The 15,303-nt window shown below is 55.0% G+C and carries 11 protein-coding genes; 2 read left to right on the forward strand and 9 right to left on the reverse strand.

Annotated elements, in window-relative coordinates; all coding sequences use genetic code 11:
• Nucleotides 1-23: 23 nt before the first annotated feature.
• The 9 genes from Pla22_RS15415 to Pla22_RS15455 all read right to left on the reverse strand — a co-directional run bounded on the left by Pla22_RS15415 (nt 24) and on the right by Pla22_RS15455 (nt 13,217).
• Nucleotides 24-1,574 (reverse strand): type IV pilus modification PilV family protein, encoded by a 1,551-nt coding sequence (locus Pla22_RS15415; RefSeq protein ID WP_146515731.1) that lies wholly within the window; start codon nt 1,572-1,574, stop codon nt 24-26.
• 29 nt (nt 1,575-1,603) lie between these two features.
• Nucleotides 1,604-2,974 carry a pilus assembly FimT family protein gene (locus Pla22_RS15420; protein WP_146515732.1) on the reverse strand — a complete coding sequence of 457 codons (1,371 nt, stop codon included), beginning with the start codon at nt 2,972-2,974 and terminating at the stop codon, nt 1,604-1,606.
• A 4-nt stretch (nt 2,975-2,978) separates the two neighbouring features.
• A complete protein-coding gene (locus Pla22_RS15425) occupies nt 2,979-4,208 on the reverse strand; it encodes a prepilin-type N-terminal cleavage/methylation domain-containing protein (RefSeq protein ID WP_146515733.1) in 1,230 nt (409 codons plus the stop codon).
• Complete coding sequence (locus Pla22_RS15430; protein ID WP_146515734.1) at nt 4,205-5,521, reverse strand: type II secretion system protein; 1,317 nt, start codon at nt 5,519-5,521, stop codon at nt 4,205-4,207. Before Pla22_RS15430 ends, Pla22_RS15425 begins: the two co-directional genes overlap by 4 nt.
• A 194-nt stretch (nt 5,522-5,715) precedes the next feature.
• A complete protein-coding gene (locus tag Pla22_RS15435; RefSeq protein WP_146515735.1) occupies nt 5,716-7,155 on the reverse strand; it encodes a type II secretion system F family protein in 1,440 nt (479 codons plus the stop codon).
• A 174-nt stretch (nt 7,156-7,329) separates the two neighbouring features.
• Nucleotides 7,330-9,048: a GspE/PulE family protein gene (locus Pla22_RS15440; RefSeq protein WP_146515736.1), complete on the reverse strand. Its 1,719-nt coding sequence runs from the start codon at nt 9,046-9,048 to the stop codon at nt 7,330-7,332.
• Between the two features lie 118 nt (nt 9,049-9,166).
• Complete coding sequence (locus Pla22_RS15445; RefSeq protein ID WP_146515737.1) at nt 9,167-10,276, reverse strand: type IV pilus twitching motility protein PilT; 1,110 nt, start codon at nt 10,274-10,276, stop codon at nt 9,167-9,169.
• Nucleotides 10,277-10,643: 367 nt separating this feature from the next.
• Nucleotides 10,644-12,407 (reverse strand): GspE/PulE family protein, encoded by a 1,764-nt coding sequence (locus tag Pla22_RS15450; RefSeq protein WP_146516540.1) that lies wholly within the window; start codon nt 12,405-12,407, stop codon nt 10,644-10,646.
• A gap of 246 nt (nt 12,408-12,653) precedes the next feature.
• A complete protein-coding gene (locus tag Pla22_RS15455) occupies nt 12,654-13,217 on the reverse strand; it encodes a DJ-1/PfpI family protein (protein ID WP_146515738.1) in 564 nt (187 codons plus the stop codon).
• Between the two features lie 379 nt (nt 13,218-13,596).
• Here Pla22_RS15455 and Pla22_RS15460 point away from each other — a divergent pair, with 379 nt between their 5' ends.
• On the forward strand, nt 13,597-14,349 hold the full coding sequence (locus tag Pla22_RS15460; protein ID WP_146515739.1) for a flagellar hook-basal body protein: 753 nt from the start codon (nt 13,597-13,599) through the stop codon (nt 14,347-14,349).
• A 132-nt stretch (nt 14,350-14,481) separates the two neighbouring features.
• Entirely contained in the window at nt 14,482-15,288 is an 807-nt protein-coding gene (gene flgG / locus Pla22_RS15465) for a flagellar basal-body rod protein FlgG (RefSeq protein ID WP_146515740.1), read from the forward strand.
• Nucleotides 15,289-15,303: the final 15 nt, after the last annotated feature.

A 15,303-nucleotide genomic window follows, 5' to 3' on the forward strand; every position in this document is an offset into this window, starting at 1 on the left:
TTCGTTTCATCCAAAGGCAACGGCTATTCAATCACAACCGTCGATTCAATCACGGAAACTGCACCCGAAACGATGGTGCAAACCGTGTCATTAATGGCCGTCGTGTTAGGTACAACCTCCCACGCTGGCGAAAATTCCCAGTCAGGTCCAGCCAATGCGATCGTTCGCGCCCATACGTCTCGCGTCGTCGAAGTGTCGGGAATGGCAAAATTGGTCAGCTCAATGGGATCGTCAGCTCGGATCACTCGGTACCAACGGTGTACTGCTGGGCCGTCTGGAACGAAGGGTGGGTCGACCGCAAACACTGGGGATAATTGACGATGAGGTTGACGCGACAGCATCACCCATTCACCGACCACCACTTCGTCGCTGACTGCTTGCGAACCCACCAGCGTGATCTCGCCGCCCACGCCACCGTCGAATCCGATCGGGTTGATGGTCCCAGTGATCGGCGCGTTGGCCGTATTGTAAACCCAAGCGACGCGTTCGCCGGTCGGATTGTCGTCAGCCTCGTCGATCGTGTAAGGCGTTTTCTGAAGCGCCAGCGGATCGCCGTTGCGCCGGGGGACGGACGACACGCGATCTCGCACGACTACGATTGACTGACGGAAACGATTGGCTGAATTACGCGAGGGAACCAGCGTTGCAAACCACGTGTATTTCGACCCAAACGTTCGCCCAGAATCTCGATAATCATTTGGCGCTCCGCCAAACCGAGTGGAACGATATAGAACAGAAGCAGGTGAATCATCTTCACTGCCGGCAATGCCACTCAATCCGCCCGAACCACTGAAGATACTGCGAGCTACCGTAGCGGACATCAGTTCGTCGCGGCCGATCGGAGCCGCCGCGCCGATGTCCCTAGCTAACAACGTTGTCCGGTGCATCCGCGGTGTCATCGGCCAAGGAACCATGATGCGATCCGCATCAGTCGGCGGTCCAACTGGTGCTGGAGTCGCTCCCGCCGCAGAGATGCTTTCGTTCGGTGGCGCGATCACCGAATAACGTTCGCCGTAGTACGGAAATCGGCTGTAGTCATACGCTGTATCGTCAACATCGACCGCTAGAAACGGATTGGAAGCGTTCGGGGTTCCGGTGACAAAGTTGCCATCCAGATAACTCAGTTCGGGCATTCCAAGCGGATCGATACAAATGCTACCCGTCAAGAGATCGGCCTGCCCATCAAACGAGTAGCCAGGGGAACTCAGACCGGTTGTGATCACTCGTTCTAACAGCGTTTCGATTTGACCCGATGGGCCGTAATTTGGCGCGTACGCGCCTAGCCCAGCAGCCTCTTTGTTAAAGAACACCATGCGGCCCAAGTCATTGATCAGTTTCGCCTCGCCCGATGCCGCCGCAGATGTCGACTCGTTGATACTTTGGTCAAGTTCCAAAGTTGCCTGGGCATTGCGTGCAGCAATCGGAATCAAAGCCGCAACGCCAACCAACCCGGTCAAAATCACACCGATCGCGAAGATGCACTCCATCAATGTCACGCCGCTGTGACAACGACGACTGCCGACGCACCAACAGTCGAACGTCTCGTTGTCGCTGTGATCTTGTAACGGGTTCATGACTAAGCTTTGATGAGATGAGAAAAGAATCACTGTTGCAACCTCCGCGTTTCAGTCGCATTGGATCGAGTCAAGCCAATCACACTGCGGATGCGATCTTGTTGAGTCGCATCGGTGGGGGTAGTCACCTGCGGTGGAATCAATCGCGTGTTGCTATCGGTTGGATCAATCCACGACGACGAATAGACTTCGCCCGTTCGCGCCTTGATCGTGACCCAAATGCTTTCGGTATTGAGTAACGGCGTCTTGCCGTCTTTCTCTTGATCAGCAAGCGGATCGGGGTCGTTATCCTCGAGCTGATCTTCGGGATCAGTCTTCACTTCCCCTGATTCAGAAACCAAAAAGTGAATGTCGCCCGTGACTGCAATCTCGCCGACCAATGGCAAACTGGTTCCGTCGATTCCCGTGGTCGCAAACACTCGACTCACTTCTCCTCGAGCGCCAAACGTGATCACGATCGAGCGATAGTTGCCCACTCGATCGACCAAATTTGGTGGCGTCGCAGCAGGAATCTGAAAAGGTGTCAGCGTGGTGTCGAGATAGTTGCCGGCAATGAACATCGGCGAAAATTCGTTACCGTATCGTCCCAGTCCAGACGACGTCAGGTCAACGGACGTGCCCTTGGGCATTTCAATCGGCATCGCAATCGCTGGTCGTGGTGCTCGCTCGATGGAAAACGTAAGCACATTTCGTGAAAGCCGGCGAAGATTGGTGTTGGCCTCCATCGGTTCGACCTCCACCAGCGTGTATCCGGTTAAATCAGCTGGCAGGACAGTCCCCCAATCCTGATTGGTGTAGGTATGCGTTCCACTGAGACCAATGATCCCTCGAATTCGCATAGGAAAGCCAGCATCGCCAATGTGAATAATGTCACCGATATTGACTAGCGTTGGCTCGCTGCCGCCAGCGATGTCGATCGCCGAGCGTTGCATCTGGCCTTGGAAAGGATCAAACAGCAAATAGTGATAATCGTTGTAGACGCCCAAATCATTGGGCTGACCTGTCGTCCCGCGTGGTCCATCAGGATTGGTAAGTGGACCCGCGGTAGCACCGTCGACCAAATTACGATAACGAACTTCGTTGGAATAATCACCGCGATAATCCGGGGTGGCTGCCGCAAAACGAAAGCGAATGGCTTCGCTTCGCTCGGCAACGTTGTCAGTGCCGATGCGGTCGATAATGACTCCACCGCCGCCGCCGCCCTCGATCGACCTCGCTCTCGCTTCCTCGATAACAGCTTGAAACGTCGTCGCTGCACGCGAAACCTTTTGGTCCTTTAACGTATTCTTGACCGTCGGTAGCGCAATTCCGGCAAGCACCGAGATCACGGCAAGCGCAACCAGCAACTCAACCAGAGTGAGCGCAGTTCGGACGGCAATGCGATGGGTCAGTGTGAGCATAAAATTAGCGAATCGGAAGAGAAGGAAGTACGTTGTCGCCGGAGTTGTCAAAACCTTGTTCGTCAGTGTCACGGACAGCACCAAACTGATCGTTCACTGCAACACCTAGCAGATAGGGGTCGACGAAACGCAAGCCAGCCGGAAAAGTGAGTGTGCCTGTATCGGCAGGCATCGACGAAAGCGGTGTGTTGGCATAGTCGATCGCAGGATTCAATGGCGCGTCGAAACCGACCATGTCGAATACTCCATCACTACCGGCGGACACCACGATTGGAACCAGCGGAAACGGATCGTCGGCTTGGAAGTTTGGAATCCCAGTCACGCCGGCATAGCGAGGATCACTAAGCAGCAAATCAATCGGATCTTTGGCTAGGTCACCCTTAAGCAGATGAAGCTCTTCATCAGTGAGGCTCGTCAGCGAGCTATCAGGTTCCCAGTTCTGACGCAGGAAGTAGCCCGGTGCCCAACGAGCAAATCCAACCGGCCGGCCCCATGGATCAAGCACCTCGGGAACGCCATCGTCATCGGTATCACCCAGATCATCGCTCTTGAGTGCATCGATGCCAGGCGAGCCGTTAAACAGATTGGATGCCAAAATCAGGTAAAGACATTCGGCACCTTCATGCTCAGTGGTCCATTCACCGTTGTTCAAGTCGCCGTCAACACAGGCGTTGAAAGAAAGACCAGCAATCCCCGCTTTCTGACCAACCAAAGCTTCCACACGCCTTTGGTATTTGACCCGAGCAACGTGACGAAGTGAGTTTTCATAGAGCGCCGCGTTCCAAGCCGACAAAGTTGAGCTATCTTCAAGCGGGTCAATCCGAACGGGTCGAAGTCCCGTGTCACGGTACGCTGGGTAACCGACGTCGATTGGCGGGCGGCGTAAATCGAGCGGTTGACCTGGAAAGACGCACCGCAGGTAATCACGTTGCCAATTTAAAATCGCCAGCGATCGTGATTTCGATGCCCTTGCGTCATCTAACGTGTTCTGACGCAAACTCACCGGAGCGAACGGAATGCGACGCGACTCCTCTTCGTACATCTGCATCACCATCAGATTTAATTGATTGATGTAGGCTTCCGCGCGGTTGCGTTTGGCTTGCTGATTGGCACCCGTCAGCGCTTGAGAGACCATGCCACCGATGATTCCGATGATCACGATGGACACGAGTAGCTCAACCAACGTGAACGCAGGCTTTGAGGAACTTCGTTTCGAGGATCGACACGTAATCACGGTAGGTCACCTTGGAGTGTGCGAATGACAAAGTTGGTGATGTTGTCTTCGTGTGGATTCGTGCCTGGATCGTAGACTTCCGATCCGCTGTAATGATTCGCTAGACACGTGTTGTCTTGGTACTTATCAGTCGCCGTAGTGGACGCTCCCTTAGGACCGGCGCTCGCGAACGCCATAAACGGGTTGTAGTAACGTCCCGATGGGACCACCGCGATGCCTCCCGCACTCGCGCCCGTCGATGCGTTGACGATTCCGCCGTAGTGGTCGTCTAGTCCAGGCGAGATGAGCTGAAACTTGCTGGCTTCAGCAAACTGAAACACGGGGCCCGTCGTCGTGAAGCCCGCAATCGTCGATGGCGGTGATGTGTCCATATTCTCAGTTACGTATGGCCTTGCCACACCTGACTCGGTGAAATCGTCACCTGACGGAAGATACACATTCTGCGAGTGGGCGCCCCATGGTGAAGAAGCGTTGCCCCAAGCATTGTCGTACCCGCGTGAGCTAAAATAAACGATTGGTCGCGTGACACTGCCCGACGTGAAAACAGGAAACGGATCGGCGTGGTACGGGATTCCAAGAAGGTTCGCTGTAAACGGACCGGAGCCGCCCGTTTCGTCGAAGTCCTCATCAGTGGAATAGTTGTAGGCAGAGCCAGTTCCCAAAGGCCCCACTTCTTTGGGATCGCCAGTGCCGGTGTAAGTGTTCAGTGACAACGCTGCGGTATCGAACTCGAAAAAACCCGTTTCGCGATCGTTGTTGTATTGAAAATACAAATGGTCTGTGCGGTCACCCGGCAACGTTGCCGTTGCTCGTATTGCCAAAGGACCACCTTGACCGGTAATCGGGTGCTTGACATCGGAACTCAACCCACCAAGGAAAAAGACCAAAGACTCAGCGCGGTCGATCGCGTGCGGATGATGAACAAACACAGACGACCCACGAGGGTCATCGGGCGCACCCGAAACATCCCCTGTTCTCTGAAACGAAGTGTTCAAGTGTGTAAACTGCGACAAGATTCGAAGTTCGTTGTCGTCGATATCCGGAAACGCTTTACGAAAGTGACGTTCGACAGCGTCCCAGTCACTGAAATCGGGCGGGTACGATCCATGATCGAGTTTGTACGATTCGAGTGCTTGGCTCATCACGTCAATCTCGAGACGTATCGCTGACTCTCGTGCCGTTCTCAACGCACTGCCGATCGAGGGGATCGCAATCCCCATCAGGATGCCGATGATCACGATCACGACTAAAATCTCGACGAGGGTGAAGCCGCGGTGGCGGCGACGGCGATGACGGGGGGGCGTTGCGATCATGGCTGTTGAATGGGTGACAAGGAATAGGAAGTAGATGAGGGTGACTGAAAGTTGAAGACAGGTTTCAGGCGGCAGACATTTCAGGCCGCAGGGATTTCGTTTCAAGCGGTCCGATCATGCAGGCTATTTGCCTGAGCCTGTTCGGTGCTACTTGTTCGGTACCGCCTGCTTCTTGTTGGCTGTTGCCTTGCTTCTTAGGTCAATCCGGAAATGAGTGAGACGAGTGGCATGAACAAACTGATCACAATGAAACCGACGGCCAGCCCCAAGAACACAATCATCAGAGGCTCCATCAATGCGGTCAGACCGTCCGTCATGACGCGCACTTCTTCGTCGTACGTGTCCGCGACCTTGTAAAGCATCGTGTCGAGTTCGCCGGTTTCCTCACCGACGTCGACCATGTTGACGACCAAGTCATCGACCACGCGTGAACGGGCTTTGGTGTAACCAAACAGCCCCGCCAAAATGGCGCCGCCGAGAGTCATTTGAGTGCCCATCATCGTGAGCTGTTGAACCATCACGCCGTCATCGAGCTTGGTACCCGAGCTGGTCAAAGCGACCGACAACAACACTGCGCCAGGGAAAGCACCGAACAGAGCCCAAAAGAAACACGCCATCGGATGGAAACCCATCACCGAGTGTTCCCGAAGCGGCTTGCTGATGATTTCACCTTCGCGAATTTGTTCGTTGACCTTAGTGAATAAACGTTCGAACATCCCGTTGCCCGAGGTTTCTCGGGTGATGTTGATCGCTTCCAAAATCGGTACACCCGAGCTGACCAGCGTTCCGAGCGTTCGCGTGGTTCGAGCCAGGATGTTCTTTTCGATCAAGCCGCCAAAGATCGGCACCTTGATGATGAACATGTCGAAACCCATCCGGCCGTGACGGAACTTGCGAATCAACTTGACGAAGATCAGCAAGCAGATCGGCATCATGATGAGCAACCACCAATAGCCGGCCAAGTAGTTCGAGATCGCGATCAACAACAACGTCGGGGCTGGCAATTTCAGGCCGAACTCTTCGAACATTTCTTCGAAGGTTGGAACAATGAACAACATGATGAATGTCAAAATCGCGATCGCCACCGTGACCACAATCACCGGATAGATCAACGCACCTTTGACTTTTCGTTTGAGCGATTCTGCACTCTCGAGGAAGTCAGCCAAACGTTGCAGGATCGTTTCCAACGCACCACCGGCCTCACCGGCCTTGATCATGTTGACGTACAAACGCGAGAACACTTTGGGGCACTTGCTCATCGCCTCGGACAACGTCGCACCGCCTTCGATTTCATCGCAGACGTCCATCAACGCGTTCTTCAGCTTGCCAGGCTTTTGATTGTTTTCGAGGATCTTCAGTGAGCGCAGAATCGGCAGACCCGCGTCCTGCAAGATCGATAACTGACGAGTGAACGCGCAAATGTGTTTGGTCTTCGCACCACCGATCGCAAAGGCACGCTTCTTCTTGCCACCTTTGGTTTTCCCCGCAGCGGCCTGTTTCTTGACGGAGATCTTCGTAACGAAGTATCCCATCTGACGAATCGTGGTTTGCGCCTCTTCTTCATTGGCGGCATCGATCTCGTCCCGGATCTCTTGTCCGGTCGCGTCCATCGCTTCGAATTGATAGATAGGCATGATGGAAAGGGTGAAGTTTAAAGGTGGAAGTGAAAAAGAGATGCGTGAGGTACTGAACCGTGATCTACAAAGACGTTGTTGGCGCTGTAGCGGTTATTTGTCTTGTTTGAAGGAGTCAAGGAAGTTTTAAACTTCGCTCGCCAACCCGCAAACATCGTTTAGTCTTGGACAGGTTTAGTCTTGGACGGTTTCGCGAATGATTTCGTCGATGGTCGTGATGCCGGCTTCGGCGATGCCCATGCCGAAATCGCGAAGGCAGATCATGCCGTTCTTCATCGCTTCGTCACGAAGGTCATCCGTGGACGCGTTGCCCAAAATCATGTCGCGAATGGTGTCGTTCATCGTCATCAATTCAAACAACGCGATGCGGCCTTTGTAGCCAGTGTTATTGCAGTTATCGCAGCCGGTTCCTTTGAAGAACTTCTTGCCTTTGATGTCTGACTTTTCGAGTTGCAAATCAAACAACATTGCGGTGCTGATCTTGGTTTCCTCGCGGCACTTGGTGCAAATCCGACGAACCAATCGTTGTGCCAAAATCGCCTCGACCGTCGCGCAAATCATGAACGGTTGAATGCCCATGTCCTTCAATCGCGTTACCGTTGCGGCGGCACTGTTCGTGTGCAACGTGCTAAACACCAAGTGACCCGTCAGTGCGGCTTGAATGGCGATTTCGGCAGTCTCCAGGTCACGGATCTCACCGACCAGGATCGTGTCAGGGTCCTGACGCAAGATCGCTCGCAAGCACGACGCGAACGTCACGCCCACATCAGTGTCGATCGGGATTTGAATGATGCCGTCGATGTCGTATTCAACCGGGTCTTCGGTCGTGATCAGCTTGTCTTCGGGTTTGTTCAACTCCGATAGCGACGAATACAGCGTGGTCGTTTTGCCGGATCCCGTCGGACCTGTTACCAAGACAATTCCGTTGGGGCGATCGATCGCTTTGCGGAAGTTGGCGATGGTGGCTTCATCCATGCCTACGTTTCCGAGCGACAAGTCCACCACCGAGCGGTCGAGCACCCGCATGACCGTTGATTCACCAAAGATCGTTGGCAACACCGAAACGCGAAGGTCAACCGGGTGACCCCCGACCATCAATTCGATCCGACCGTCCTGCGGCATCCGTCGTTCAGCAATGTCCAGGTTCGCCATGACCTTGATCCGCGTCGTGATCGCGAACGCCAAGTGACGTGGAGGCGGAACCATTTCATAGAGCACACCTTCGGCCTTGATGCGAATGCGGAATTCGTCCTCGAAGGGTTCAAAGTGAATGTCCGAAGCGTGATCCTTGATCGCCAGCAACAAAACCATGTTCAACAGCTTGCGGACGGGCGCCGAGTCGGCAAGTGCTTCCGCATCGGTGATGTTGAACTTCTCATCTTCCAAAGCCGAAATCGCGGCTTTCAATTCTTCGTCGTTGTTGAGTTCTTCGACAAGCTTTTCAACGCTTTCCGATTCGCTGTCATAGTGACGCTCGATCGTTTGCATCACGTCGCGTTCGGTCGCGATGATGATCTCGATCTCATGGCCCAAGAACGTCCGCAATTCGTCTTGCACGTTCAGGTTTTGCGGGTCGCAGGTCGCGATCGTCAGCACGTTGCGATCTTCATCGAAGGCCAACGGAATGACGCGATAAAGCTGCGCCATCGTTTCGTTGATCATCGCCATGACCTTCTCGTCAAGCTTGGCGTCCTCGAGCGACACCGTTTGCATCCCCATTTGCTCGGCAAGCGCCTGGATCAACTGCTCGTCCGTGATCAACTGCATGTCTTCGGCGATGCGGCCAAGCAGCATGCCCGGCTGTTGCTCTTGTTCTTCAAGCACAATTGCAAGCTGATCATCCGACAAGAAGCCGAGGTCAACGAGGATCTGTCCGATGCGTCGAGTTGCCATGAGGAGAAGTTCGAAGGTTGAAGAGGGAGGGGTGAACGGGGTAGCGAAACTTGTTAGGAAGTTCGGTGGTGTCGAAGTGGGTTAGAAGTCGACAGCGACTTCTGCGAAGCCAAACGACCTACTTTTCATCGGGAATGGGAATGGCCTCGTCACCTTCGCCCTTGCGTGAGGCAACGATTCGTTTGGCCAAGTCGTCGGGACGGTGAGCTTTTCCGAGCGCGTCTTCGACGGATATCTTTTCGTCCTTCCATAGAGTGAATAACGTGTCGTCCATCAACTGCATCCCGAACTTTGCACCGGTTTGCATTGACGAGTTGATTCGGAACGTTTTGTTTTCTCGGATCAGGTTGGCGATGCCGGGGGTCACGACCAAGACTTCGTAGGCGGCAACCCGACCACCGCCGATTTTTGGCAGCAGTGTTTGTGCGACCACGCCGATCAAAGTGGACGCCAGTTGGGTGCGGATTTGGTCCTGCAGGTTACCGGGGAACGCGTCAATGATCCGGTTGACCGTGCCTTGAGCACTGTTGGTGTGAAGAGTGCCGAATACGACGTGACCGGTTTCCGCAGCACTAATGGCCGCTTCAATGGTTTCCAAGTCACGAAGCTCGCCGACCAAAATCACGTCAGGGTCTTGCCGGAGAGCACGGCGAATCGCCTCAGAGAAGCTCGGGACGTCAACGCCCACTTCGCGTTGGTTGATTGTCGACTCGATGTGATCGTGATAGAACTCGATCGGATCCTCGATCGTGATAATGTGGTGGTCGACGGTCGAGTTCAGCAGGTGAATCAGCGATGCCAACGTGGTCGACTTGCCCGAGCCCGTCGGGCCGGTGACCAAGAACAGACCACGAGGCCGGTGAACCATCTTCACTACGGCTTCGGGCAGGCCGAGTTGTTCGGGGGTCAACTTGTCGTTGGGGATCTGGCGAAGCACCATCGAGATGAAGCCCCGTTGCTTGAACACCGAAACCCGGAACCGAGCTTGGTCGCCGAACGCAAAGCCAAAGTCACACGAGCCGGTTTCTTGCAGTTCCCGCTGGCAACGTTCAGGCGTGATCGACTTCATCAACGCCACGGCGTCCTCCTGCTCGAGCGTCTTGGTCTCGAGTTTTCGCATTCGACCGTGCAGGCGAAATACGGGGGGTTGGCCGACCACAATGTGGATATCGCTGACGCCTTGCTTGATGGCTGCTTGAAGCAGCTTGTCGATCAGCACCGTTGCCATAAATTAGGTTCCCTCGAGGCCGAAGACCGGAACTCTTTCCGATCGACGAAGTTAGATAAGTTGGGAAGAAGAGGAGCATAGTCAGCCGAAAGCAATTCCGGCTCACGTTGCTATTATTCCCATGAAACTGGCAAAGGCCAGTAAATTCGCCTTAAAGCTTTGCGATGGACGCCGCAGCAGCAGCGATCGTGAAACGCACCCCCAGGGCATTCACGGCCAATTTCGGCTCGAAATCAGGGCGGGACGCTGACTAGCCGAGCGGGGTAATTGGCCATGGTTTGGCAAGGCGCCGTTTTAGGCGAAACACGTGCCAAAATCGCGGTGGGAGATGCCCGTTTCAGCGTCTGCGGGGAACCGCAAATACGGCTTACAGCGAGTCCAGGTCCTGCATCATATTGCTGAACGCCAGGTCCTCTTGTTCGGTCTTTTTCGCCACACGATAGACCTCTTCAAATGACGTGATTCCGCGGATCGCCTTGAGCATCCCGTCGGTGTAAAGCGTTGACATACCGTTCTTTATGGCGTTGATGCGGATTTCTTGAGTGCCCGCTCCCTTAAACATCAACTCGCGCATCTTGCTGTTGATCAGCATCAGTTCGTAGATACCGATTCGACCCCGGTAGCCCGAGCGTCCGCAGTACGTGCAACCCTTGCCGCGAGAGAACTCCGCACGCTTGATCAGCTCGGGGGGAAGGCCCGTTTCGGCTAGCACGCTTTCGGACGGTTGGAACCGCACCTTGCAGCGGGGGCAAATGGTCCGCACCAATCGCTGAGCCAAGACCGCGATGACGGAGCTTGCCACCATGTAGGATGGTACACCGATGTCCACCATGCGTGATATAGCACTGGGCGCGTCGTTCGTGTGTAGCGTACTGAAAACCAGGTGTCCAGTTAATGAAGCCTGGATTCCCATCGACGCGGTCTCGTGGTCACGCATTTCGCCGACCAGGATGATGTTGGGAGCTTGCCGCAGCATCGCTCGAATGATCAGGGCGAAGTCGAGCCCGATACCGTGCTGAACTTGCACCTGGTTGATGCCCGGAAGGTAGTACTCCACCGGGTCCTCGGCGGTGATCACTTTCCGGTCCGGGCGGTTCAGCGCGTTCAGCGCGGCGTACAAGGTCGTCGTCTTACCCGACCCCGTGGGGCCTGTCACCAAAATGATTCCGTTGGGCCGGCGAATCAACGAGTTGAAGTTTCGGAAGTCGCGTTCGGACAATCCGAGCTGACGAACGCCCACCTTGATGTTGTCCTTGTCGAGCAACCGCATGACGCAGGACGACCCGTGATTGGTGGGGATGATGGACACCCGAAGGTCGAGCTGCTTGTCGCCGACGGTGATTTTGATCCGCCCGTCGGTGGGGCGTCTCTTCTCTGAAATGTCAATTTTGGCAAGGATCTTGATCCGGGCGATGATGGCCGAGAGCATCCGCTTAGGTGCGTTCTCGCGTTCCACGCAGACGCCGTCGATGCGGTAGCGGATTCGCACTCGATCTTCGAAGGGTTCAACGTGGATGTCGGAAGCTCGTAATTGGACGGCTTCGGCGATCATCAGGTTGACCAATCGGATCACGGGAGCGGCGCTGTTGTCGTCGTCATCCTCCATTGCCCCGCCATCGCCGCCTTCGTCCGTTTCGGTGAAGTCGATCGCGGTATCGGTGAATTCCTGCAGCATCGAGTCAGCGGATTCACCTTCCACCTGGCCGTAGTACTTATTGATCGCACCGAGGATGGCGGTTTTGGGGGCCAGGACGGATTCGATCTTTCGGTTGAGGATGAACCGCAGTTTTTCGATGGTTTCGAGGTCGAAGGGGTCTGAAATCAAGACCGTGAGGGCTCCGTCTTCTTCCAGGTAGGGCAAGACATTGTTTTCGCGAGCGACCGATTCGGGCACCAATTCGATGACTTCTTCGGGAATATTGACCGTTCGGAGATCGACGTAAGGGATTTTGTGATGCTTGGCGAGAGCCTCGGCGACCTCCTCGGGCGTAGCGTATTCCATCTGAACGAGCACGGCGCCGACATCGGCGCCTGTGTTTTTAGCGACTTCTTCGGCTTCGCTAAGCTGGTCCAGGGAAATGACTCCGGACTTCAAGAGAAGGTCGGTGAAGTCATGCATCGCTTGGCTCATCAGTATTTCCTGGTTCAAGATGAGAGAGAAAAGGTCGTCGTGGCCCCTTTATGGTACTCGAATCTGAGTCCAGCACTGCAACCCGTAGTTTAGAATTCCACGCGGACAGTCGATCCACGGACGCTCAGGTCTCACAGACAGTGTGATTGGCCTGAGCGTTTGACGATCAGCAGGCAGTGATATCCCGCCAGCTTCCCGAGGTCGTTTCAGGACGGGAGGTCGCGCCCCAGCCAGCAGGGTCCGCGTTTAGAGAAGTTTCATGAACTCACGCATCCACGCGGGGTGTGCGGGCCAAGCGGGAGCGGTGACCAGGTTGCCGTCGACATGGGCGCTGTCCATCGTGGGAGCCGGGGGGCTGTAGGTGCCACCGGCAGCTTCCACTTCGGGTTTGACGGCTGGGTAGCAACTACACGTACGGCCCGAGAGCACGCCGGCGGCCACCAGGATCTGTGGTCCGTGGCAAATTGCGGCGATCGGCTTTTTGGTGGTCGCGAAATGTCGGACGGCGTTGAGAACGTCTTGATTGAGTCGCAAGTATTCCGGTGCTCGGCCGCCGGGAATCACCAGTGCGTCGTAGTCGGCCGGCCGCAGGGACTCAAAATCCGCGGTGATGGCGAAACGATGTCCCGGCTTTTCGCTGTACGTTTGGTGCCCTTCAAAATCGTGGATCGCTGTGGCGACGGATTCGCCCGCCATCTTGTCGGGACAAACGGTGTCGACGTGATGTCCGGCGCAAAGCAATATCTGGTACGGCACCATGGCTTCGTAGTCTTCCACAAAGTCGCCAACGATCATCAGGATTTTTTTCACGGAATGGGCCTTCAAGTGAAAAGGTGAAAGGGATGCGGTTGAAAAAGCGAACCTTATGGCGATCTTTGCCAAATGTCTACAAGTAAGGCGGCTAAGGAGAACGCTAGGAGCCAAGACGCAAACTTTCGAGCCACAAGTTCTAGCTCGCCAGTTTCACATCGCCAGTGTCTAGAACGTTGGTTTCTAGGACGCTGATTTCTAGGACGCTGATTTCTAATACGCGAGTTTGAACAACGCCGAGTCGCCTTAGCGTTCCAGATCACCTTAACGATATCACCTTAGTGATCTGGGATTGCCTTTGGCCTTGCTTGCACCGGGCCAGACTTGTTACTCCCCAAGGGTACTTGAGCGAAAATTTGAATTTCTAGGGAGTTTTGCGATGCCATATGGCCTCTACATGTCGGCGGCTGGTGCTCATGCACAAAGTCATCGTATGCAACAACTCAGCAACAACCTTGCCAACGTCGATACACCCGGCTTCAAACCGCAGGAAACGATCCTGCAGGCTCGGTTCGCCGAGATGATCGAACAAGGACAAGTCAGTTCAGGTTTAGGCGGAGCTGATGACATTGGCGGCGGAGTCACGATTCAGCCATCGCAAACCCAGTTTTCCCAGGGTGCCGTGAAGTCAACGGGACGCGAAACTGACTTCGCGATCAACGACGAAACATCTTTCTTTGTGGTCAACCACGCCGGCGAACAGCGACTCACCCGAGCGGGTGACTTTCTGTTTGATTCGCAAGGCCGGTTGATCAACCAAAACGGTGACGCGGTGATGGGAAGCAACGGGCAACCCATCCAAATCGAACCGAACAAGCCTTACCAAGTGGGCGCCCAGGGTCGCATTCAACAAGGCGGCACCACTCACGAATTGATGTTGGCAAAGCCCAAGAGCATGGGGGATCTGACACACTTGGGTGGCAATCAATTCAAGCCTCTCGCACCGTTTGATCTTGTCGCTCGCGGAGATCGCCAGGTAGTAGGAGGTATGTTGGAACATTCCGCCGTCAGTCCGACGAGTGCGATGATGGAGTTGATCGAGACCTCACGCGTCTACGAAGCCAACGTGCGAATGATTCAAAACCAAGACTCCGTGATGGGGACGCTAATCAGTCGCGTGCTTCAAAACTAAACGCGACTGAGTCGGCGATGCCTACCTAGGCGAATCGCAAGCGACGCGACTCCTAACGAAGCAACGTCCCGGCTCAACAAAACACTGAACTCTTCTGCCTAGAACCCAATCCCTTACGCCTGAAGCCTACTCATGAGTGTTCAAACCCTATACACCGCCGCCACCGGAATGGAGGCGATGGAAACGAAGCTCGACGTGATCGCCAATAACCTGGCCAACATCAACACGACGGGCTTCAAGAAGGATCGCGCTAACTTCGAGGACTTGCTGTATCGCACCGAAGTGCATCCGGGCGTGAAAGACGCCAATCAAACGCCCACCGCCGTGGGGACTCAGGTCGGTCTCGGGGTTCGCGTCACCAGCACGCAAACAGATCAACGGCAGGGGACTCTTCAGCAAACCGGCCGCGAACTTGACGTCGCGATCCAAGGCAAGGGTTACCTGCGAGTGCTCGATCCATCGAGCCAGCAAACGATGTACACTCGCGCCGGGAACCTCGACATCAACGCCGACGGGCAATTGGTGATCGGTTCGGCAAGCGTGGGACGGTTGATCGATCCACCAATCCAGATTCCCAACGATGCCACGGCGATCTCAATTAGCGGCAATGGCGAAGTGATGGTGCGGGTTCCTGGTCAAACCGAACTCGCGCTTCAGGGCCAAATCCAAATGGCTCAGTTTGTGAACCCGGACGGTCTGCAGAAAACCGGCGAGAACATGTACCTGCAAACCGATGCTTCGGGACCGGAGCAAGTCGGCACGCCTGGCGATCAAGGGATTGGCGAGATTCGTCAAGGGAACCTGGAAGCGTCCAACGTCGAGCCGGTTCAAGAGTTGATCGACCTGATCACCACCCAGCGAGCCTTCGAGCTCAACAGTCAAGCCGTTCAGGCCGGCGACCAGATCATGCAGAACATTTCGAACCTGCGTCGCTTCTAAGATTCAGTAAAGCAG

Source organism: Rubripirellula amarantea, assembly GCF_007859865.1.
Classification (GTDB): Bacteria; Planctomycetota; Planctomycetia; order Pirellulales; family Pirellulaceae; genus Rubripirellula; species Rubripirellula amarantea.